The organism is Pseudomonas fitomaticsae (assembly GCF_021018765.1).
In the GTDB taxonomy this organism is placed as follows: Bacteria; Pseudomonadota; Gammaproteobacteria; order Pseudomonadales; family Pseudomonadaceae; genus Aquipseudomonas; species Aquipseudomonas fitomaticsae.
The window spans coordinates 6,355,157-6,373,114 of sequence record NZ_CP075567.1 but is presented as its reverse complement, the minus strand read 5'-3'; the positions used below and the strand labels follow the sequence as shown (position 1 = coordinate 6,373,114).

18 protein-coding genes are annotated in these 17,958 nt (G+C 61.8%); 11 read left to right on the top strand and 7 right to left on the bottom strand.

Annotated elements, in window-relative coordinates; genetic code table 11:
* Nucleotides 1-60: 60 nt before the first annotated feature.
* Nucleotides 61-702 (bottom strand): HD domain-containing protein, encoded by a 642-nt coding sequence (locus KJY40_RS28990; RefSeq protein ID WP_230734095.1) that lies wholly within the window; start codon nt 700-702, stop codon nt 61-63.
* Nucleotides 703-892: 190 nt separating this feature from the next.
* Between KJY40_RS28990 and KJY40_RS28985 the strand changes: the two genes are divergently transcribed.
* Nucleotides 893-1,858, top strand: a complete 966-nt coding sequence (locus tag KJY40_RS28985) for a GlxA family transcriptional regulator (protein WP_230734094.1) — start codon at nt 893-895, stop codon at nt 1,856-1,858.
* Between the two features lie 7 nt (nt 1,859-1,865).
* Here the strand turns inward: KJY40_RS28985 and KJY40_RS28980 are convergent, their stop codons facing one another.
* A complete protein-coding gene (locus KJY40_RS28980) occupies nt 1,866-4,277 on the bottom strand; it encodes a penicillin acylase family protein (RefSeq protein WP_230734092.1) in 2,412 nt (803 codons plus the stop codon).
* A 103-nt stretch (nt 4,278-4,380) separates the two neighbouring features.
* Nucleotides 4,381-4,959 carry a DUF6436 domain-containing protein gene (locus KJY40_RS28975; protein WP_230734090.1) on the bottom strand — a complete coding sequence of 193 codons (579 nt, stop codon included), beginning with the start codon at nt 4,957-4,959 and terminating at the stop codon, nt 4,381-4,383.
* Between the two features lie 97 nt (nt 4,960-5,056).
* Here KJY40_RS28975 and KJY40_RS28970 point away from each other — a divergent pair, with 97 nt between their 5' ends.
* Nucleotides 5,057-6,007, top strand: coding sequence for a phospholipase BipL (locus KJY40_RS28970; RefSeq protein WP_230734087.1), 951 nt, complete (start codon nt 5,057-5,059; stop codon nt 6,005-6,007).
* 1 nt (nt 6,008) lies between these two features.
* Here the strand turns inward: KJY40_RS28970 and KJY40_RS28965 are convergent, their stop codons facing one another.
* Nucleotides 6,009-6,761, bottom strand: a complete 753-nt coding sequence (locus KJY40_RS28965) for a DUF2059 domain-containing protein (protein ID WP_039765403.1) — start codon at nt 6,759-6,761, stop codon at nt 6,009-6,011.
* Between the two features lie 108 nt (nt 6,762-6,869).
* Between KJY40_RS28965 and KJY40_RS28960 the strand changes: the two genes are divergently transcribed.
* Together KJY40_RS28960 and KJY40_RS28955 are read left to right on the top strand one after the other, a co-directional pair.
* Entirely contained in the window at nt 6,870-7,502 is a 633-nt protein-coding gene (locus KJY40_RS28960) for a 2OG-Fe(II) oxygenase (RefSeq protein WP_230734085.1), read from the top strand.
* A gap of 1 nt (nt 7,503) precedes the next feature.
* The gene (locus tag KJY40_RS28955; protein ID WP_230734084.1) at nt 7,504-7,989 is read left to right on the top strand and encodes a DUF523 domain-containing protein; all 486 of its coding nucleotides are present in this window, start codon (nt 7,504-7,506) and stop codon (nt 7,987-7,989) included.
* A gap of 11 nt (nt 7,990-8,000) precedes the next feature.
* On the opposite strand, the gene KJY40_RS28950 is transcribed toward KJY40_RS28955, so the two are convergent.
* Nucleotides 8,001-8,579, bottom strand: a complete 579-nt coding sequence (locus KJY40_RS28950; protein WP_230734082.1) for a transporter substrate-binding domain-containing protein — start codon at nt 8,577-8,579, stop codon at nt 8,001-8,003.
* Between the two features lie 132 nt (nt 8,580-8,711).
* Between KJY40_RS28950 and KJY40_RS28945 the strand changes: the two genes are divergently transcribed.
* A complete protein-coding gene (locus KJY40_RS28945) occupies nt 8,712-9,137 on the top strand; it encodes a DUF4399 domain-containing protein (protein ID WP_007953489.1) in 426 nt (141 codons plus the stop codon).
* Between the two features lie 62 nt (nt 9,138-9,199).
* On the opposite strand, the gene serA is transcribed toward KJY40_RS28945, so the two are convergent.
* Nucleotides 9,200-10,429, bottom strand: coding sequence for a phosphoglycerate dehydrogenase (gene serA, locus KJY40_RS28940; protein ID WP_007953487.1), 1,230 nt, complete (start codon nt 10,427-10,429; stop codon nt 9,200-9,202).
* 204 nt (nt 10,430-10,633) lie between these two features.
* Here serA and KJY40_RS28935 point away from each other — a divergent pair, with 204 nt between their 5' ends.
* The 4 genes from KJY40_RS28935 to KJY40_RS28920 all read left to right on the top strand — a co-directional run bounded on the left by KJY40_RS28935 (nt 10,634) and on the right by KJY40_RS28920 (nt 14,916).
* A complete protein-coding gene (locus tag KJY40_RS28935) occupies nt 10,634-12,028 on the top strand; it encodes an FAD-binding oxidoreductase (protein ID WP_230734080.1) in 1,395 nt (464 codons plus the stop codon).
* 40 nt (nt 12,029-12,068) lie between these two features.
* Nucleotides 12,069-12,734, top strand: coding sequence for a fumarylacetoacetate hydrolase family protein (locus KJY40_RS28930; RefSeq protein WP_230734078.1), 666 nt, complete (start codon nt 12,069-12,071; stop codon nt 12,732-12,734).
* Between the two features lie 223 nt (nt 12,735-12,957).
* Nucleotides 12,958-13,881: an SdiA-regulated domain-containing protein gene (locus KJY40_RS28925; protein ID WP_230734076.1), complete on the top strand. Its 924-nt coding sequence runs from the start codon at nt 12,958-12,960 to the stop codon at nt 13,879-13,881.
* A 117-nt stretch (nt 13,882-13,998) separates the two neighbouring features.
* Complete coding sequence (locus tag KJY40_RS28920; RefSeq protein WP_230734074.1) at nt 13,999-14,916, top strand: SdiA-regulated domain-containing protein; 918 nt, start codon at nt 13,999-14,001, stop codon at nt 14,914-14,916.
* A 164-nt stretch (nt 14,917-15,080) separates the two neighbouring features.
* Here KJY40_RS28920 and rpiA read toward each other — a convergent pair whose 3' ends face one another.
* Nucleotides 15,081-15,755 carry a ribose-5-phosphate isomerase RpiA gene (gene rpiA, locus KJY40_RS28915; protein WP_039767874.1) on the bottom strand — a complete coding sequence of 225 codons (675 nt, stop codon included), beginning with the start codon at nt 15,753-15,755 and terminating at the stop codon, nt 15,081-15,083.
* A 146-nt stretch (nt 15,756-15,901) separates the two neighbouring features.
* Between rpiA and ilvA the strand changes: the two genes are divergently transcribed.
* Nucleotides 15,902-17,416 (top strand): threonine ammonia-lyase, biosynthetic, encoded by a 1,515-nt coding sequence (ilvA, locus tag KJY40_RS28910; protein ID WP_085605949.1) that lies wholly within the window; start codon nt 15,902-15,904, stop codon nt 17,414-17,416.
* Between the two features lie 39 nt (nt 17,417-17,455).
* The gene (locus KJY40_RS28905) at nt 17,456-17,881 is read left to right on the top strand and encodes a DUF2269 family protein (protein ID WP_230734072.1); all 426 of its coding nucleotides are present in this window, start codon (nt 17,456-17,458) and stop codon (nt 17,879-17,881) included.
* Nucleotides 17,882-17,958 lie beyond the last annotated feature (77 nt).

Here is a 17,958-nt window from a genome sequence, read left to right as displayed (position 1 = left end):
GACTGATACGGCCTCTTCGTCGGATCGCCGCCCGGAGCAAGCCCGCTCCCACATTTGGTTTTACGCAGTCCAAGGTGAACTGCGGATAACCTCGACGAAGTTCATCGGCGTGAACCCCGGCACCTGATCCTTCAGTACATCGGTCTTCACATTGCCGAACGTGGTCTGCGGACGATGACGCAGACCATCGGCGAACGCGCAGATGATGCACTCCTTGAAGCCCTCACCCCGTGGATGCGCATGCACCACCGCCTCACGCTGCACCGTGGTGAACGCCGCGTAGTCCATGCCCAGCACGTCCATCTCGACACCTGCGGTCACCAGCGCCACGGTCGGACGCAGATGCTTCGGCACCCCCGGCGTGGTGTGCAGAGCGATCGATAGCCAGACTTGCTCGATGTCGTCGTCGCTCAACCCGTACGGTTTGAGAAATGCTGCCGCTGCGTTGGCGCCATCCACTTCGAAGCGCTCGTCATCGCTGCGATGCCCTTCGACCAGACCCAGGTCGTGGAACATCGCGCCGACGTACAGCAGCTCCGGATCGTAGGCCAGGTGCTGGCGTTCGCCACTCAAGGCACCGAACAGAAACACCCGGCGCGAGTGGTGGTAAAGCAGATCGGATTCGATGTCGCGGATGTATTCGGTGGTGGCCCGGGCGAGGGCGCTGTCGGGGATCTGGATACCGGCGATGGTCGTGGTCATGTTGAGCTTCCTCGTCGAAAACGCCGTCACGGCGCTGATGGGGAAAGTCTGTTCCCGGGGGCAAAACCGGACAATCGATCCATGGCTGCGATCCTTGCCATTCCACCTGCAAATCGTGCCAGCTCGCTTCTGCGGCGAGGATTGGTTAGGGTTGGCGCTGATCCGCCATTCCCCGGGAGCCGAGATTGCCATGAACAGAACCGTTGCCATCGTGGTGTTCCCCGGCGTGCAGGCGCTGGACGTCAGCGGGCCGATGGACGTGTTCGCCGAGGCCAACCGCTTCCTGGCGCCGGAGGATCATTACCGGCTCGACGTGATCGGTGTCGAGCGCGGGCCGATGCCGTGTTCCAACGGGCTGACCCTGAGTGCGCATCGGCATTTCAGCGACGTGCAAGAGGCTTATGACTTGCTGCTGGTGGCGGGCGGACCGCAGTTGCCGTTTCTGGATTTTGGCAGCGGGTTTGACGGCTGGTTGCGCGAGGCTTGTGGACGGGCGCGGCGTTTTGGCTCGATCTGCAACGGCGCGTTCATGCTCGCCCGTGCAGGGTTGCTGGACGGGCGCACGGTTACCACCCACTGGAATGACGCCGAAGCGCTGGCGCAGTTATGCCCGTCGAGCCGGGTCGAGGCTGATCGGTTGTACGTCGAGGACGGCCAGCTCTACACCTCGGCGGGGGTGACGGCGGGGATCGATCTGTCGCTGTACCTGCTGGCGCGTGATTACGGGGCCGAGGTCGCGCTGAGCGTGGCCAAGCGCCTGGTGGTGTTCACCCAGCGCTCCGGCGGGCAGTCGCAGTTCAGCCCGTTTCTCACGCCCCACGCCGTGCCGACGTCGGCGGTGGCGATGGTGCAGCTGTACGTGTTGGCCAATCTCACCGGCGACCTGACCATTGCTGACCTGGCGAATGCCGCGAACATGAGTGCGCGGAATTTTTCCCGGGTGTTTGCCCGGGAGGCGAAAGTCACCCCGGCGGAGTTCGTCGAACGGGCGCGGGTAGATGCGGCGCGGGTGATGCTCGAAAGCACCACGGCGCCGCTGAAGACGGTGGCGTATCAGTGCGGGTTTCGCGATGCGCAACACATGCGCAGCGTGTTCAACCGCCGGTTGGGGGTGACGCCGCAGCAGTTCCGGCTGAACTTTGCGGCGATGGTTTGAGCGGCGCTTATTGCGCCGCCCGAGCCGGCAACAGCTTCAAGGTACTGCGCGTATTCGCCGTCACCTCTTCCTCACTGAAATGCGCCTGCACATACATCCCGTCCACATACGCTTCCGCCTGATCGTCATAGTGGCTGTCGAACGGCACGCCGCTCTGGCCGACCGGGTTGATCGTCAGGCTGTGAGCCGGGTCGGCGAAGTCCACCAGCCGGCGGGTCGACGGGCCGTAGGTCACCGGCCACGGCGCGGGACCGATCTTCGCCGAGAGGTTGTTCGGCACTTCATGGGAGCCCGGTGCGGCGAATGGGCCGACGTTGAAAATGCGATCCAGCGGCTTCTGCTGACCCAGCGGATGACCATGGGTCAGCGTGTGGGCCTTGCCCCATTGCCAGCCGGATGCATCGTCGCCGAGGGTCGACTTCAGGTGCGCCATGCTCGCCTGCCACGCAGCGCGTACGGTGTCGACGCGGGTTTCCTTGTTCGGCGTGCTGCGGTTGTCCCACCACGGTGAATCGGCATTCGCCGCGAGCCGGGGCAGGGCTGCATCGATCACTCGGGTCGACAGCAGGGTTTCGAAGAAATCATTGCCCAGCTCATCGCGCATTGCCGCGTCCGCGAGGTTGAACAGGAACTGGTTGAACACCGTCGCACTGACCGAATCCAGTGGATAGTCGCCTTGCCATTGGGCCAGTTGCTCGACCAGTTTCAGCTGCGCCGGATCATTCACCACTTCACGCAATACCGGCAGCAACGGCGCCAGCAGACGCGGGCCATAACCGGTGGAGGTGCCCAGTTGCAGCTTCTGGTTGGCCTCGTTGTCCCACTTCACGTTCTTGTCGGCGAGCTGGCGGTGGAGCTGCTGGCCACGGTCGGCGAGGTTGTAGTAACCGGGAATCTCCATGGCGGTCGGCGACACGGGCTGGAAGTTGGCCGAGACGATATAGCCCCGCGTCGGGTTCTCTTCCTGCGGGTTGGCGCTGAACGGGAAGTAGCCGTCCTTGTCCGCCTGATTGCTGCTGCCGTCGAGAATGAAACCGGGCTTCACCCCGACCGGACGCTTGGGCAACAGCGCCGAGGCCCACCACGCGATATCGCCCTTGGCGTTGGCGTAGACGATGTTCAGTCCCGGCGCCTGCACCTTGGCCGCTGCGGCGCGGGCCTTGGCCAGGGTGTCGGCGCGGTTGAGCTGGTAGAAGCCTTCGAGGATCGGGTTTGGCGTTTCGAGGAAGGCCCACCACATCGCAATCGGGGTTTTACCGGCGGCGCTGCCGAGGGCGTCGTTGACGATCGGGCCGTGGGGCGACTGGCGCAGGGTGATGGTCACAGGCGTCTGGCCTTTCACCGCGATCTGCTGCTCGGTCTTGACCATGTCGGTCCACTGGCCGCGATACCAGACCTGATCCGGGTTGTCCGGATTGACCTTCTCGGCGATCAGGTCGAGGTCATCGTTCTGGAACATGGTCAGGCTCCAGCCGAAATCCAGGTTGTGCCCCAGGAACGCAAACGGCACCAGCGCCTGATGATGGCCGTAGAGTTCAAAACCCGGCGCCGACAGCTGCGCCTCGTACCATACCGACGGCACCGAGAAGCGGATGTGCGGATCGCCCGCCAGCAAGGGCTTGGCGCTCTTGCTGTGGCTGCCGGCAATTACCCAGGCATTGCTGCCTTCGAACTGCGGCAGGCCGTTGTCTATCAGCGCCTGTTCGCTGACGCGGGCGAGGGTGTTCAGGTCTTTCCAGTCTTCGGCGGCGAGGGCCGGTGCGGTGCCGGCGTGGCCTTTGGCGAGCACGCCCTTGGGCTGCCAGTCGAGGTCGAAGACGTTGAGGTAATCGGCGCCCAGTTGATCGCGCACGTAGGTCAGCAGCGGTTCGGTGCGAAACGCGGCGGCAAAGCTGTAGGCCATGTAGCCGGCGACGCTGATGCTGTCTTCGGCAGTGAACAGCCGCTTGGGGATGCCCAGCACGTCGAACTCGACGGGGGCTGCGTGCGAGTCCTGATATTGATTGATGCCGTCCAGATAGGCTTGCAGGGCCTTCCACGCCGGTGACTGCTTGTCGAGGCCGGCCACGTAACTGGCGGCGCGCTCGCGGATGCGCAAGCTGCGGAACAGTTTGTCGGTATCGAGCAGTTTCGGCCCGAGCACTTCCGCCAGCTCGCCACGGGCCAGACGACGCATGGCTTCCATCTGAAACAGGCGATCCTGGGCGTGCACATAGCCGAGGGCGCGGTAGAGGTCGGTTTCGTTTTCAGCGCGGATGTGCGGCACACCGCGCTCGTCGTAACGCACGGTCACCGAGCCTTGCAGGTTGCGCAATTCCACCTGGCCCTGACGCGTCGGTTGCTTGCTGTAGACATACCACCCGCCGGCGGCGAGCAGGACAACGATGAGCAAGGCAAGAACGGTGAAGACGCGTTTCATGGTGACTCCTTGTGCATTCGGGATTGCCGCCCGTGCGGGCTGCAAACAATTAGCACACGCCTCGTGTGCTGCGCATCGCCGTCCTTGAAATGTCCGGAATGCCTTACTTCATCTCGGCCGGCCACGGGCAATAACACCCGACCGCCAGCGTATGAGTCGCATTGACCGGACGATCATCACTCAACGCTTGCAGGATCGGTTCGATAAAACTGTTGCTGGAGTTGCACGTCAGGCCTTCGCTGTAAGGCCCGAAATACGCCAGTTTGCCGCTGCGGTCCCAGATCGCCACGGCGGGGCTGGCGGGAATCTGCTCCGAGCCGGGCAACACCGCGATGGTTTTGAGGCTGCTGAGAGTGGCGGGCAACTGGCCGTGGCTGCCGGCCTTCTGCACCGCGAAGAATTCCACGCCCTTGGGGCCGAACTGTTCGACCATCTCGGTCAGGTGCTGTTGATTGCCGACGTTGCATGGGCAGGCCGGGTCCCAGAAGTGCACCAGACGGATATTGCCGGGGCCGGCGAGGTCGTCGGGCAAGCGCAGCGGGTCACCGGAAAATACCGCGGTGTGTTCGCTGAAAGCCCGCAGGTAGCGGCCCTGAAACCAGTCGTACGCGGCCCACAGCACGCCGGCACACACGATGGCGAGCAGGCTGGCAAACAGTGCGGTGCGGTAGGGCGAGCGCATGGTTTTGATTCCTTGAGAGCGCGCTAGCTTGCCATGCTTGCCGCGACAGATGAATATCGCAGGCCGATAAAGTCCGTTTACCGTTCTGGAATTGCCCATGTCTGTTGCCTTCGATCCCGATCATCTGCGTGCGAGCCTCAAGCCTCTGGCCGAGTGGCAGCCGTTGTCCGAGGAGGCGAAGGCGTATCAGCGGTTCTACAAGACCGACTTTCCGGAGCGCGATGTCTGGCGTGGCATGGGTCGGTTCGACATCGCTGGCTATCAACTGGTCAGCCATTGCTGGTGGCCGGCGGAAACGGCCAAGGCCACGCTGTTTCTGGTGCACGGGTTTTATGACCACACCGGCCTGTACCGGCATGTGATCGAGTGGGCGCTGGATCAGGGTTTTGCGGTGATTGCCTGCGATCTGCCGGGGCATGGTCTGTCCAGTGGCGAGCGGGCGAGCATCCGCGATTTCTCCGAGTATCAGGATGCACTGCAAGGCCTGTTCGCCGAGGCGCGCTCGATTGCCCTGCCGCAGCCGTGGCATCTGTGCGGGCAAAGTACCGGCGGGGCGATCATTGTCGATCACGTGCTCAATCATGGTGAAAACAGCCCGGCGCAGGGGCAGTTGATTCTGCTGGCGCCGTTGGTACGTCCGCGTGCCTGGGGCTGGTCGCAGTTCAGTTATTACCTGCTGCGGCCCTTCGTCAGGGGCATCGCCCGGCGTTTCAGCGAGAACTCCAACGACCCGGATTTCCTGCCGTTCCTGCAGGCCGATCCGTTGCAGCCAAAACGCTTGCCGACCGCGTGGGTCGGGGCGTTGTCGCGCTGGATCAACCGGGTTGAATACGCGAAAAAAAGTCCGCGTCGGCCACTGATCGTTCAGGGCCAGGCGGACATGACCGTGGACTGGCAGCACAACCTGCAAGTGATGAAATGGAAGTTCGACCGGCCGCAGATTCTGCTGCTGGCCGAGGCGCGGCATCACCTGGCCAACGAGACGGCGGAAATGCGCGAGGAGTATTTCGAGTTCTTGAGCAAGCGGATCAAGGGCCGCAACCCCTAGATCACTGACTGAGGTTCGAGGTGCTCTGTCCCACGGCCAGCCCGGCGCGGATCGCGGCCAGCGCGGCCTGATAGTAGGCCTTGCCTTCGGTGGATTCGGCAAAGGTCGCGAACTCTTCCAGTTCTTCATCCGACAGGTCGCGATAGACATACAGCAGCGTGTTGTTCAGATCGGCGCCGATCTGATCCATCAGACGCTGGCGCTGACCGTTCAACATGCCCTGGGCCTGACCGCCGCCGAGCAGGCCGGGGATCATCGAACTCAGGCTGTCCGCTGCCACGCCGGCAATCGCCAGGCTGACTTCGGCGCCGGCTTCACGGGCGGGCAAGGCTTGGGCGAGGTGACCGATGATCAGCAGGCGGCTATCGCTGGCCGGCATCTTCGGCAGGCCCTTGGCGTTTTTCGCCAGTTGATCGCGACGGGTCGCCAGCAGTTCGGCGGCGACGATCTTCTTGCCCAGCGGTGACTGAAAGAACGACAGGGCCGGTTTCGGATCGGCGAGGTTCTTGCGCAGTTGCGCTTCGGCGCGTTGATCCACGGCCTGGGGGGCGAAGCGCTGATTGCTGTTGTTCACCAGCGCCTGAAACACCGCCGGCGGCAGGCTGTTCTGGTAACGCTGCTGCGCGGCACTCAGGGCATCGTTGAAATGCGCGCGTTGTTCTGGCCAGCCGGCGACCTTGTACAACTGGTCGTGGCCGTCCGCCCAGGCGGGCAAAACGCAGAACATCAACAGTGAAAAAAGCAAACGGCGCATAAGGACTCCTGTCGGCAGCCGACTATTCTCCGTGCGGTGCCAGTACTTGTCGAGAATTCGTATCAAGCCGCCGCGTGGCTCTGTCGGATTTCTTGCCGCAGGCATACTATGCGCGCCATGCAAATATCCTCTGATCACCCGCTGCTGTTACGTATCGTCGACGACCTGGCCGAGCGCGGCTGGTCGCAGCAGAACATTTTCCTGCCTGCGGATTTGACCCGCGCACTGGCGGCCGAGTGCCGCAAACGTGACGCCGAAGGTGAACTGGCGCCGGCGGGGGTCGGACGTGGACCGTTTTCGGAGATCCGCGAGGGGATTCGTGGCGACCATATCCAATGGATCGACCCCGGTCAGGCCGAGGCCAGTGACCGCTACCTGAACCTGATGGACAGCCTGCGCGAAGCGCTGAACCGGGGCCTGTTCCTCGGGCTGGAAGACTTCGAGTGCCACTTCGCCCTGTACCCGCCGGGTGCGTTCTACCGCAGGCATGTCGACCGTTTCCGCGACGATGACCGGCGCATGGTCTCGGCGGTGATCTACCTCAATGACGGCTGGCTGCCGGAGGATGGCGGGCAACTGCGCATGTACCTGGAGAATGATCGCGTTCATGACGTACAGCCTACGGGCGGTTGTCTGGTGGTGTTTCTCTCCGGCGAAGTCCCTCATGAAGTGTTGCCCGCCAGCCGCGAGCGGCTGTCGCTGACAGGCTGGTTCCGCCGCCGTGGCAACGAGCCGTTCTGAGATGCACAGGATTCTGGTCAGTCGCTGCCTGTTGGGTCACCGCGTGCGTTACGACGGTGGAGCCAGCGGGCCGTTCGATCTGCTGGAACAGTGGATTGCCGAAGGGCGTGTAGTGCCGCTGTGTCCGGAAGTCGCCGGTGGCTTGCCGACACCACGGGCAGCAGCAGAGATTCCGGGCGGGCAGGGCAGCGAAGTGCTGGACGGACTCGCTTCGGTGATCACTACCGAGGGCGAAGATGTCAGTGCGCAGTTTCTGGATGGCGCGCGGCAGGCGCTGGCGCTGGTGCAGAAACACGGGATTCGGGTGGCGGTGCTAAAGGCCAACAGTCCTTCGTGCGGAAATCTGTTGACCTATGACGGGACGTTCAGCGGGGTGAAGGTCAGCGGCGAGGGCGTTACCGCCGCGTTGCTCAAACGCCATGGCGTACAGGTCTTCAATGAGCTCGAACTGCCGCAAGCCGCACAGGCCCTCAGCGTGCTCGGCTAGTCACGCTCACTTCAGTTTTCCGTAGCCGGCACACTCAACCACTTCTTCGACAACGCCTCCAGCCGCCCATCCGCCCTGATCCGCTGCAAGGCATTCTCCAGACTCGCGTGAAACGCCGGGTTACCCTTTTGAAACGGAATCGCCAGATCTACCGGCGGCCCAACCTTCGGCTTTTCCTCAGTCAACGTCTGCACCAGCACCATCGGCCGAGGTTGCTCGTCCTTTTTCGCCAACAACTGCGCATTGACCTGCGTGTAAGGCTCGCTCACGTCGAAACGTTCCTTGAGTTCCGGGGTCAGTGCTATGTGGTTGAGCGCGACGTCGTACTTGCCGCTTTCGACGCCCTGGAGCAGATCGGCTTCGTCGGTGACGATGAAGTCGGCGCGCACATCCAGTTCGTTGGCCAGCAGATGCCCAAGCTCGACCTCGAACCCCGTGAGCGTGTCGCCGTCCTTGAAATTGAAGGGCGGTGTATTAGCCTCAAGGGCTATGCGCAACTCGCCACGGTCGTTGACGTCATCAATCAGTTCGGCGTGAGCCAGAGGGCTCAGAAGGGGAAGCAGGCAGATCAGGCCAGGCAGAAAACGCATGGTCACTCCTTTGAAATCGATATCGGCCTGTTTTCCAGGCTCGCTTTGCTATGGTTGTCGAGTGCCTTCGACAACGAATGGTCATGAAGTTGTCATGACCGTGCGGATTTTACGGAAAAACTGGAGAAGAAAATGAAAAGCTTTATGTCACGTGCAGCGTTGGCCGGTGTGCTGATGGGTGTTTCGGTACTGGCCAGTGCGGCCACACCGGCACCGAAGGGCGCCGAAGTGTTCATCGTTTCTCCCGAGGACGGAGCCACGGTTCCGCAGACCTTCACGGTCAAGTTCGGTGTAAAGGACATCGCGCTGGCACCGGCCGGTGACGTCACCAAGAACACCGGTCATCACCATCTGCTGATCGATGCCAAGGAAATCGTTCCGGCCGGATCCGTGGTGCCGACCGACGCCAACCACATGCACTTCGGCAAGGCGCAGACCCAGGCCGACATCAAACTCGCGCCGGGCAAGCACACCTTGCAACTGGAGCTGGGTGACAGCGGCCACATGGCCTTCGATCCGCCGATTGTGTCGAAGAAGATCACCGTCAACGTCGAATGACGTTTTCGCGTGCATGAAAAAGGGAGCCCGAAGGCTCCCTTTTTTTGTCGCTCAACGCTTGATCAGAACAACACACGGCTACGGATGGTGCCGTTGACGTGTTGCAGCTTCTCTTGCGCCAGCTCCGAGTACTCGGCGTCGACGTCGATCACCACGTAGCCGACCTTCTCGTTGGTCTGCAGGAACTGACCGGAGATGTTGATGCCGTTTTCGGCGAAGACCTTGTTGATCTCGCTCATCACACCCGGGATGTTCTCGTGGATGTGCAGCAGGCGGTGCTTGCCAGGGTGAGCCGGCAGGGCCACTTCCGGGAAGTTCACGGACGATACCGACGTACCGTTGTCGCTGTACTTGACCAGTTTTTCTGCCACTTCCAGACCGATGTTGGCCTGTGCTTCAGCGGTGGAACCGCCGATGTGCGGGGTCAGGATCACGTTGTCCAGGCCACGCAGCGGGCTTTCGAACTCTTCGTCGTTGGAACGCGGCTCGACCGGGAACACGTCGATGGCGGCGCCGATCAGGTGCTTGTCCTTGATCGCAGCGGCCAGGTGATCCAGCTCGACCACGGTGCCGCGTGCAGCGTTGATCAGGATGCCGCCCTTCTTGATGGCGCGGATTTCCTTCTCGCCGATCATCCACTGGGTCGCAGCGGTTTCCGGAACGTGCAGGGTGACGATGTCGGACATGCCCAGCAGCTCGTGCAGGTTGCCGACCTGGGTCGCGTTGCCCAGTGGCAGCTTGGTCACGGTGTCGTAGAAGAACACCTGCATGCCCAGGCCTTCAGCCAGGACCGACAGCTGAGTGCCGATCGAGCCGTAGCCGACGATGCCCAGTTTCTTGCCACGGATCTCGAAGGAGTTGGCTGCGGACTTGATCCAGCCGCCACGGTGGCAGGAAGCGTTTTTCTCAGGGATGCCGCGCAGCAGCAGGATCGCTTCGGCCAGCACCAGCTCGGCCACGGAGCGGGTGTTGGAGTACGGCGCGTTGAACACGGCGATGCCGCGCTCGCGGGCCGCTTCCAGGTCAACCTGGTTGGTGCCGATGCAGAAGCAGCCGACCGCGACCAGCTTCTTCGCGTGATCGAAGATCTCTTCGGTCAGTTGGGTGCGCGAACGAATGCCGATGAAGTGAGCGTCAGCGATCTTTTCCTTGAGCTGGGCTTCCGGCAGGGAGCCTGTCAGGTATTCGATGCTGGTGTAGCCCGCCGCCTTGAGGACGTCGACAGCCGATTGGTGGACGCCTTCGAGAAGAAGGAACTTGATCTTGCTCTTATCGAGAGAAGTCTTGCTCATCTGCGTAAACCTGTATCCCGGAGAAAAATGGCAGGAAATGGTCAACAGACATTGACCTGGACGACAAGAAAGCCGTCACCGCAGAACCGGCCTTGGGCACTGGCCTGCGGGGTCGGTATGCTAGCATAGCCACCCCGCTAAACACTCATTCCTGCGACGTGAAGCGTTCTCAGGATGACCATGAATTGTTCGAGAGTTCCGTCGATGACCAATCCTGCCCTGATTGATGAACTGAAGACCCTGGTCGAACCTGGCAAGGTCCTGACCGATGCCGACTCCCTGAACGCTTACGGCAAGGACTGGACCAAGCACTTCGCCCCGGCGCCCAGCGCCATCGTGTTCCCCAAGACCATCGAGCAGGTGCAGGCCGTCGTCCGCTGGGCCAACGAACATAAAGTGGCGCTGGTGCCGTCGGGCGGGCGCACCGGTCTTTCTGCCGCAGCCGTGGCCGCCAATGGCGAAGTAGTCGTGTCGTTCGACTACATGAACCAGATTCTCGACATCAACCTGACCGACCGCACCGCCGTCTGTCAGCCGGGCGTGGTCACCGAGCAATTGCAGAACGCCGCTGAAGAACATGATTTGTACTACCCGGTGGACTTCGCTTCGGCCGGTTCCAGCCAGATTGGCGGCAACATCGGCACCAATGCCGGCGGGATCAAGGTCATTCGTTACGGCATGACCCGCAACTGGGTGGCGGGCATGAAAGTGGTGACCGGCAAGGGCGATGTGCTGGAACTGAACAAGGACCTGATCAAGAACGCCACCGGTTACGACCTGCGCCAACTGTTCATCGGCGCCGAAGGCACCCTCGGTTTTGTGGTCGAGGCCACCATGCGCCTGGATCGCGCGCCGAAAAACCTGACTGCGATGGTCCTCGGCACCGCTGATTTCGATTCGATCATGCCGGTGCTGCACGCCTTTCAGGGCCGGCTCGACCTGACCGCATTCGAATTTTTCTCCGACAAGGCCCTGGCCAAGGTCATGGGCCGTGGCGATGTCCCGGCGCCGTTCGAAACCGACTGCCCCTTCTATGTCTTGCTGGAATTCGAGGCGACCACCGAAGAAGTGGCCAACACCGCCCTGGAAACCTTCGAGCATTGCGTGGAGCAGGGCTGGGTGCTGGATGGCGTCATGAGCCAGAGCGAAACCCAGTTGCAGAACCTGTGGAAGCTGCGCGAGTACATCTCCGAAACCATCTCCCACTGGACGCCGTACAAGAACGATATTTCGGTCACCGTCTCGAAAGTCCCGGCGTTCCTGCAGGAAATCGACGCGATCGTCGGCGAACACTACCCCGACTTCGAAATCGTCTGGTTCGGCCACATCGGCGACGGCAACCTGCACCTGAATATCCTCAAGCCGGACAACCTGAGCAAGGACGAGTTTTTCGCCAAGTGCGCCACCGTCAACAAGTGGGTGTTCGAAACCGTCGAGAAGTACAACGGTTCGATTTCCGCCGAACACGGTGTGGGCATGACCAAGCGCGACTACTTGACCTACAGCCGCTCGCCGGTGGAAATCGAATACATGAAAGCGGTCAAGGCGGTGTTCGACCCGAACGGCATCATGAACCCGGGCAAGATCTTCGCGGTTTGATTGGCAATCCCTGATGAATCAATGAAGGCAGGAGTCGGTAATGAGCTATCAGCACCAGTATGTCGACGGTACGCGGATTCATTTTCCGCTGGGGAAAGTGGTGTGCATCGGCCGTAACTACGCCGAACACGCCAAGGAACTGGACAATCCGGTGCCTACCGAGCCGTTGCTGTTCATCAAGCCGGGCAGTTGCGTGGTGCCGCTGGAAGGCGGTTTCAGCATTCCGACCGAGCGTGGCTCGGTGCATTACGAGGCGGAAATCGCCGTGTTGATCGGCAAACCGCTGTCGACCAAACCGAGCCGTGAAGAAGTGCTGGACGCGATCTCCGGTTTCGCCCCGGCGCTGGACCTGACCCTGCGCGACAAGCAGGCCGAGCTCAAGTCCAAGGGCCTGCCGTGGGAAATCGCCAAGTCGTTCGACGGCGCGGCGGTGATTGCACCGTTCGTGGTCGGCAGCACCTTTGCCGACCTGACCGACATCGGCATTCGCCTGACCATCAACGGCGAAGTGCGCCAGGACGGCAACAGCAGCGCGATGCTCAACCCGATCGTGCCGATGATCCAGCACATGGCCGGCTGCTTCTCGCTGCAGGCCGGTGACGTGATCCTGACCGGCACGCCGGTGGGCGTCGGCCCGCTGAACGTTGGCGATGAAATCGTGCTGGAACTGCCGGGCGCCAGTCGCTTCGCCAGCAGCGTTCGCTGATCCGTACATCGCGTTCCCGAGCGGGAGATTGCAGGTTTGAGCTCAGCCCTCAAGTCTGCAATCTCCCGTTTTCGTTTTGTGATGCGGCCAGCAAAGACGCAGGGCAATCCGGACATTTGCCGTTTTTTTCACATCTTGTCCGGATAATTCCGGTCATTCTGGCGTCTGAGCCGGCCTCTTTGTGCTATTACCCGTAGCCTGAATTTTCGGAACGCGTCCTTTGATGTCATCTCAAACTCAGCTCAAACCCGCTCGCCGTTCGCGCTTCGCCCTGCGTTGGTATTCCTGGCTTTTGTTGGCAGCCGCCGCTGCGTACGGGCTGGCGTTTGCCATGCATTGGGATGACCGGGGCGTGCTGTGGGTGCTGGAGCGCTTTGAAAGTCCTGCCGAGAAGCAGGAAAGCGTCTGGCTTCCAGACTACCGGGTGGTCATCGACGCCAAGCTGTTGCCGGGCATGGAAAAGGACGAAGCTTCGGATTTGTCCTATAACCCGCAGACCAAAACCCTGTTTTCGGTGATGGGCAAGAATCCATTCCTGGTCGAGCTGACCCTGCAAGGTGACGTACTGCGCAAGATGCCGCTGGTGGGCTGGAGCAATCCGGAAGGCCTGACGGTGATGGAAAACGGCTTGATGGCGATTGTCGATGAGCGCGAGCACATGCTTTCCATCGTCAAGGTCGATGCCGAGACCCGCGAGCTGAAGCGCGACGATTTCCCTAAATACGACCTCGGCCCGTCGAAAGACCAGAACAAGGCTTTCGAAGCCATCACCTGGGACGCCCGCAAACAGCAACTGCTGCTGGGCGAAGAGCGTCCGCCTGCGCTGTTCACCTGGAAAAGCGACGGCAGCCAGACGCTCAAGGGCGACAAGCAGAAACTCGACAGCGACGAGCTGGACCTGCGCAACCTCTCGGCCCTGGCGATCGACCCGCGCACCGGTCACACCCTGGTGCTGTCCGCCGATTCGCATTTGCTGCTGGAGCTGGACGAAAAGGGCGAACAAGTCAGCTTCATGACCCTGCTCGGCGGTTTCAACGGCTTGAAGAAAACCATTCCCCGCGCCGAAGGCGTGACCATGGACGAGGCGGGCACGCTGTACATGGTCAGCGAGCCGAACCTGTTCTACCGCTTCGAAAAGCAGAAGTAATTACTCCTACAGAGATTGCAGACCTGTGGAGTTGTGGCCTGAGGCAAGTGGCCATTAAGCTTCAGTTCAGACAGGCGTGATATTTCATCCGCCTGTTTTGACTCCGAGCCTGCCCGAATGCGTCGACTTGCCCGTCCCAAGCCTCTGTTCATCATCTTGTCGGTGATTGCCCTGATCGCGCTGATTGCGATCGGCCAATACATGCGACTGTTCGAGCGTGCCTGGTTCAACCTGCACACGCTCTGGCAGCCGATGAGCAGCGAGGCCATCGGGCTGGATCAGTATCGGGTAGAGATCGAGGCGAAAGTCATCGACGGGCTGAACGACGATGTCTCGGCGCTGACCTACGATCCGGTGCGCAAAAGCCTGTTCACCGTGACCAACAAGAATGCCGAACTGATCGAGCTGTCGCTGGACGGCGCGATCCTGCGTCGTATCGCCTTGATCGGCTTCGGCGATCCGGAGGCAGTGGAGTTCATCAGCGCCGACACCTATGTGATCACCGACGAGCGCCAGCAACGGCTGATCAAGATCCATCTGGAGCACGACACCACGTTCCTCGATGCAGCGGACGCCGAGCAGATGACCCTCGGTGTGCACATGAGCGGCAACAAAGGCTTTGAAGGCCTGGCTTACGACTCGGTGGGCAAGCGCCTGTTCGTGGCCAAGGAGCGGGATCCGATGCTGATCTATGAAGTGCACGGTTTCCCGCACTTCAATCCGGAAAAATCCTACGCGGTACACGTCATCAACAATCCCAAGCGCGATGCCGGGATGTTTGTGCGCGATCTGTCGAGCCTGCAATACGACGAGCGCAGCGGCCATTTGCTGGCGCTGTCCGACGAGTCGCGGCTGATTCTGGAACTGGATGTGGACGGGCGCCCGCTGAGCACCATGTCGTTGAGCGGTGGCCGGCAGGGCCTGAAGAAAACCGTGCCGCAGGCGGAAGGTGTCGCGATGGACGACGACGGGACGTTGTATCTGGTGAGCGAACCGAATCTGTTCTACGTCTTCAGAAAGCCTGCGCAGAACTAACTGACGCCCCAAAAACAAAATGCGGGAGCGGGCTTGCTCGCGAAAGCGGTGGATCAGTCATTCAGATGTCGACTGATCTACCGCTTTCGCGAGCAAGTCGAATCGTCGCACCGCCGCTCCCACAGGGGGAAAGCATTTGCCTACAAGAATGTGGGCAGGCTGGCTTACTCAGCCTTCAGGGTCTTCACACCTTCGCTGGTGCCCAGCAACAACAGATCCGCCGGACGCGCCGCGAACAGACCGTTGGTGACCACGCCGACGATCGCATTGATCTGCGCTTCCAGCTCCACCGGATTGGTGATCTGCAGGTTGTGCACGTCGAGGATGATGTTGCCGTTGTCGGTCAGCACGCCTTCGCGGTAGACCGGGTCGCCGCCCAGTTTCACCAGTTGGCGGGCCACGTGGCTGCGTGCCATCGGGATCACTTCCACCGGCAGCGGGAACGCGCCGAGCACCGGCACCAGTTTGCTGGCGTCGGCGATACAGATGAAGGTCTGGGCCACGGCCGCGACGATCTTCTCGCGGGTCAGGGCTGCGCCGCCGCCCTTGATCAGGTTCAGGTGTTCGTCGCTTTCATCGGCGCCGTCGACGTAGAACTCCAGATTGCTCACGGTGTTCAGCTCGTACACCGGAATCCCGTGGCCCTTGAGGCGCGCGGCGGTGGCTTCGGAGCTCGCGACCGCGCCATCGAACGCGCCCTTGTGCCGGGCCAGGGCGTCGATGAAGCAGTTGGCGGTGGAGCCGGTGCCGACGCCGACGATGCTCTTGTCGTCGAGTTTCGGAAGGATGAAGTCGACGGCGGCCTGGGCCACGGCCTGTTTGAGTTGATCCTGGGTCATGCGGGCTCCGGAAGCGGGCAAGGTAAGAACGGAAAGGCCGGCATTATAGCCTCAAGCCGGGCTAAAACCTCTGGATTCGTGTGGTCGTGCGCCCAAAAGCCGGGTTAGACTCGCTGGTCCCGCCCAATCGCCAGTGATGCTTTCCGATGCTCGAACAGTACGTCAAGAAGATCCTCACCTCGCGCGTTTATGACGTTGCCGTAGAAACCCCGCTGCAGAACGCCCGCCAGCTCTCCGAGCGGCTGGGCAACGACATCTGGCTCAAGCGCGAAGACTTGCAGCCGGTGTTCTCGTTCAAGATTCGCGGCGCCTACAACAAGCTGACCCAGTTGAGCGACGAAGAACGCGCTCGCGGCGTGGTCACCGCGTCGGCGGGCAACCATGCGCAGGGCCTGGCCCTGGCGGCGAAAGTGCTGGGCGTGAAAGCGACCATCGTGATGCCCAAGACCACTCCGGAGATCAAGGTCGAAGGCGTGCGCTCCCGTGGCGGCAAGGTGGTGCTGCACGGCGATTCCTTCCCGGAAGCCCTGGCCTACTCGCTGAAACTGGTCGATGAAAAAGGCTACGTCTACATCCACCCGTACGATGATCCGCACACCATTGCCGGGCAGGGCACCGTGGCGATGGAAATTCTGCGCCAGCACCCGCAGCCGCTGGACGCGATCTTCGTTCCAGTGGGCGGCGGCGGTCTGATCGCCGGCATCGCGGCGTACGTGAAATACCTGCGTCCGGACATCAAGGTCATCGGCGTCGAGCCCGACGACTCCAACTGCCTGCAAGCGGCGATGGCCGCGGGCGAGCGCGTGGTGCTGCCGGCCGTGGGCATTTTCGCCGACGGCGTGGCGGTGGCGCAGATCGGTCAGCACACCTTCGACATCTGCAAGGATTACGTCGATGAAGTGATCACCGTCAGCACCGACGAAATCTGCGCGGCGATCAAGGACATCTACGACGATACCCGCTCGATCACCGAACCGGCCGGCGCCCTGGGCGTAGCCGGGATCAAGAAGTACGTCGAGCAGCGCGGCGTCAGCGGCCAGACCTTCGTGGCCATCGATTCCGGGGCCAACGTCAACTTCGACCGCCTGCGCCACGTCGCCGAGCGCGCCGAACTGGGTGAGGGCCGCGAAGCGATCATCGCCGTGACCATCCCGGAAAAGGCCGGCAGCTTCAAGGCCTTCTGCGAGGCCATCGGCAAGCGCCAGATCACCGAATTCAACTACCGCTACAACAATGGCAGCGAAGCGCACATCTTCGTCGGCGTGCAGACCCACCCGGACAACGACCCGCGCAGTGCGCTGCTGGCGAGCCTGACCGAACAGGGTTTCCCGGTGCTCGACCTGACCGACAACGAACTGGCCAAGCTGCACATCCGTCACATGGTCGGCGGTCGCGCAGCGCACGTGGTCGATGAAGTGGTGCTGCGCTTCGAGTTCCCGGAGCGTCCGGGCGCGCTGTTCAACTTCCTCAACAAGCTAGGCGGTCGCTGGAACATCTCGATGTTCCACTACCGCAACCACGGTGCAGCGGACGGCCGCGTGGTGGCGGGTCTGCAAGTGCCCCACGACGAACGTCATCTGGTGCCCGCAGCCCTTGAGGAAATCGGCTACCCGTACTGGGACGAAAGCGACAACCCGGCCTACCAGCTGTTTCTTGGCTGAACGGCTACGCTGATGGGCAGGCCATAAGGAAATCGGATCATGGAAACGTTAACTGCCCTGAAAGCGGCGCACATGCTGGCGACTGCGGTGCTGTTGCTCGGTGCGCTGGGCCTGGGAATCCGGGTCTGGCGTGCACGGCGCAAGGGTGACGCGACGGCGGGCAGCCGTACGTTGCAACGGCCATGGCTGTTTGTCTGGCTGTTGATCGTGCTGGCGCTGGTGAGCATGCCGTTCACCGGCTGGTGGATGGTGCATCTGGTGGGCTGGCCGCTGGGGCAGACGTGGATTCTGGCGTCGAGCGTGCTCTACACCGTGGCGGCGCTGGCGTGGTTCTGGCTGCTGGTGCGCTTGAACCGGTTGCGCAAGGCGCCGGGCGGTGTGGGCCGGTTCAGTCTGGGGCTGGCGCTGTTCGGGCTGGTCTGCTTTATCGCGATTGCCGGATTGATGGGCGCCAAGCCTGTTTAAGGCTTCACACCGAGTCGACCCAATTGCTGGCAAGCCAGCTCCCACAGGGGATTGTGTGCGACACAGATCCAATGTGG

Coding starts and splice junctions, on each gene's coding strand:
- KJY40_RS28925 (WP_230734076.1), top strand. CDS start 12,958: ATGTCATCTCAAACTCAGCTCAAACCCGCTCGCCGTTCGCGCTTCGCC.
- KJY40_RS28945 (WP_007953489.1), top strand. CDS start 8,712: ATGAAAAGCTTTATGTCACGTGCAGCGTTGGCCGGTGTGCTGATGGGT.
- KJY40_RS28920 (WP_230734074.1), top strand. CDS start 13,999: ATGCGTCGACTTGCCCGTCCCAAGCCTCTGTTCATCATCTTGTCGGTG.
- KJY40_RS28930 (WP_230734078.1), top strand. CDS start 12,069: ATGAGCTATCAGCACCAGTATGTCGACGGTACGCGGATTCATTTTCCG.
- KJY40_RS28985 (WP_230734094.1), top strand. CDS start 893: ATGAACAGAACCGTTGCCATCGTGGTGTTCCCCGGCGTGCAGGCGCTG.
- KJY40_RS28975 (WP_230734090.1), bottom strand. CDS start 4,959: ATGCGCTCGCCCTACCGCACCGCACTGTTTGCCAGCCTGCTCGCCATC.
- KJY40_RS28905 (WP_230734072.1), top strand. CDS start 17,456: ATGGAAACGTTAACTGCCCTGAAAGCGGCGCACATGCTGGCGACTGCG.
- serA (WP_007953487.1), bottom strand. CDS start 10,429: ATGAGCAAGACTTCTCTCGATAAGAGCAAGATCAAGTTCCTTCTTCTC.
- KJY40_RS28970 (WP_230734087.1), top strand. CDS start 5,057: ATGTCTGTTGCCTTCGATCCCGATCATCTGCGTGCGAGCCTCAAGCCT.
- KJY40_RS28980 (WP_230734092.1), bottom strand. CDS start 4,277: ATGAAACGCGTCTTCACCGTTCTTGCCTTGCTCATCGTTGTCCTGCTC.
- KJY40_RS28935 (WP_230734080.1), top strand. CDS start 10,634: ATGACCAATCCTGCCCTGATTGATGAACTGAAGACCCTGGTCGAACCT.
- ilvA (WP_085605949.1), top strand. CDS start 15,902: ATGCTCGAACAGTACGTCAAGAAGATCCTCACCTCGCGCGTTTATGAC.
- KJY40_RS28990 (WP_230734095.1), bottom strand. CDS start 702: ATGACCACGACCATCGCCGGTATCCAGATCCCCGACAGCGCCCTCGCC.
- KJY40_RS28960 (WP_230734085.1), top strand. CDS start 6,870: ATGCGCGCCATGCAAATATCCTCTGATCACCCGCTGCTGTTACGTATC.
- KJY40_RS28965 (WP_039765403.1), bottom strand. CDS start 6,761: ATGCGCCGTTTGCTTTTTTCACTGTTGATGTTCTGCGTTTTGCCCGCC.
- KJY40_RS28950 (WP_230734082.1), bottom strand. CDS start 8,579: ATGCGTTTTCTGCCTGGCCTGATCTGCCTGCTTCCCCTTCTGAGCCCT.
- rpiA (WP_039767874.1), bottom strand. CDS start 15,755: ATGACCCAGGATCAACTCAAACAGGCCGTGGCCCAGGCCGCCGTCGAC.
- KJY40_RS28955 (WP_230734084.1), top strand. CDS start 7,504: ATGCACAGGATTCTGGTCAGTCGCTGCCTGTTGGGTCACCGCGTGCGT.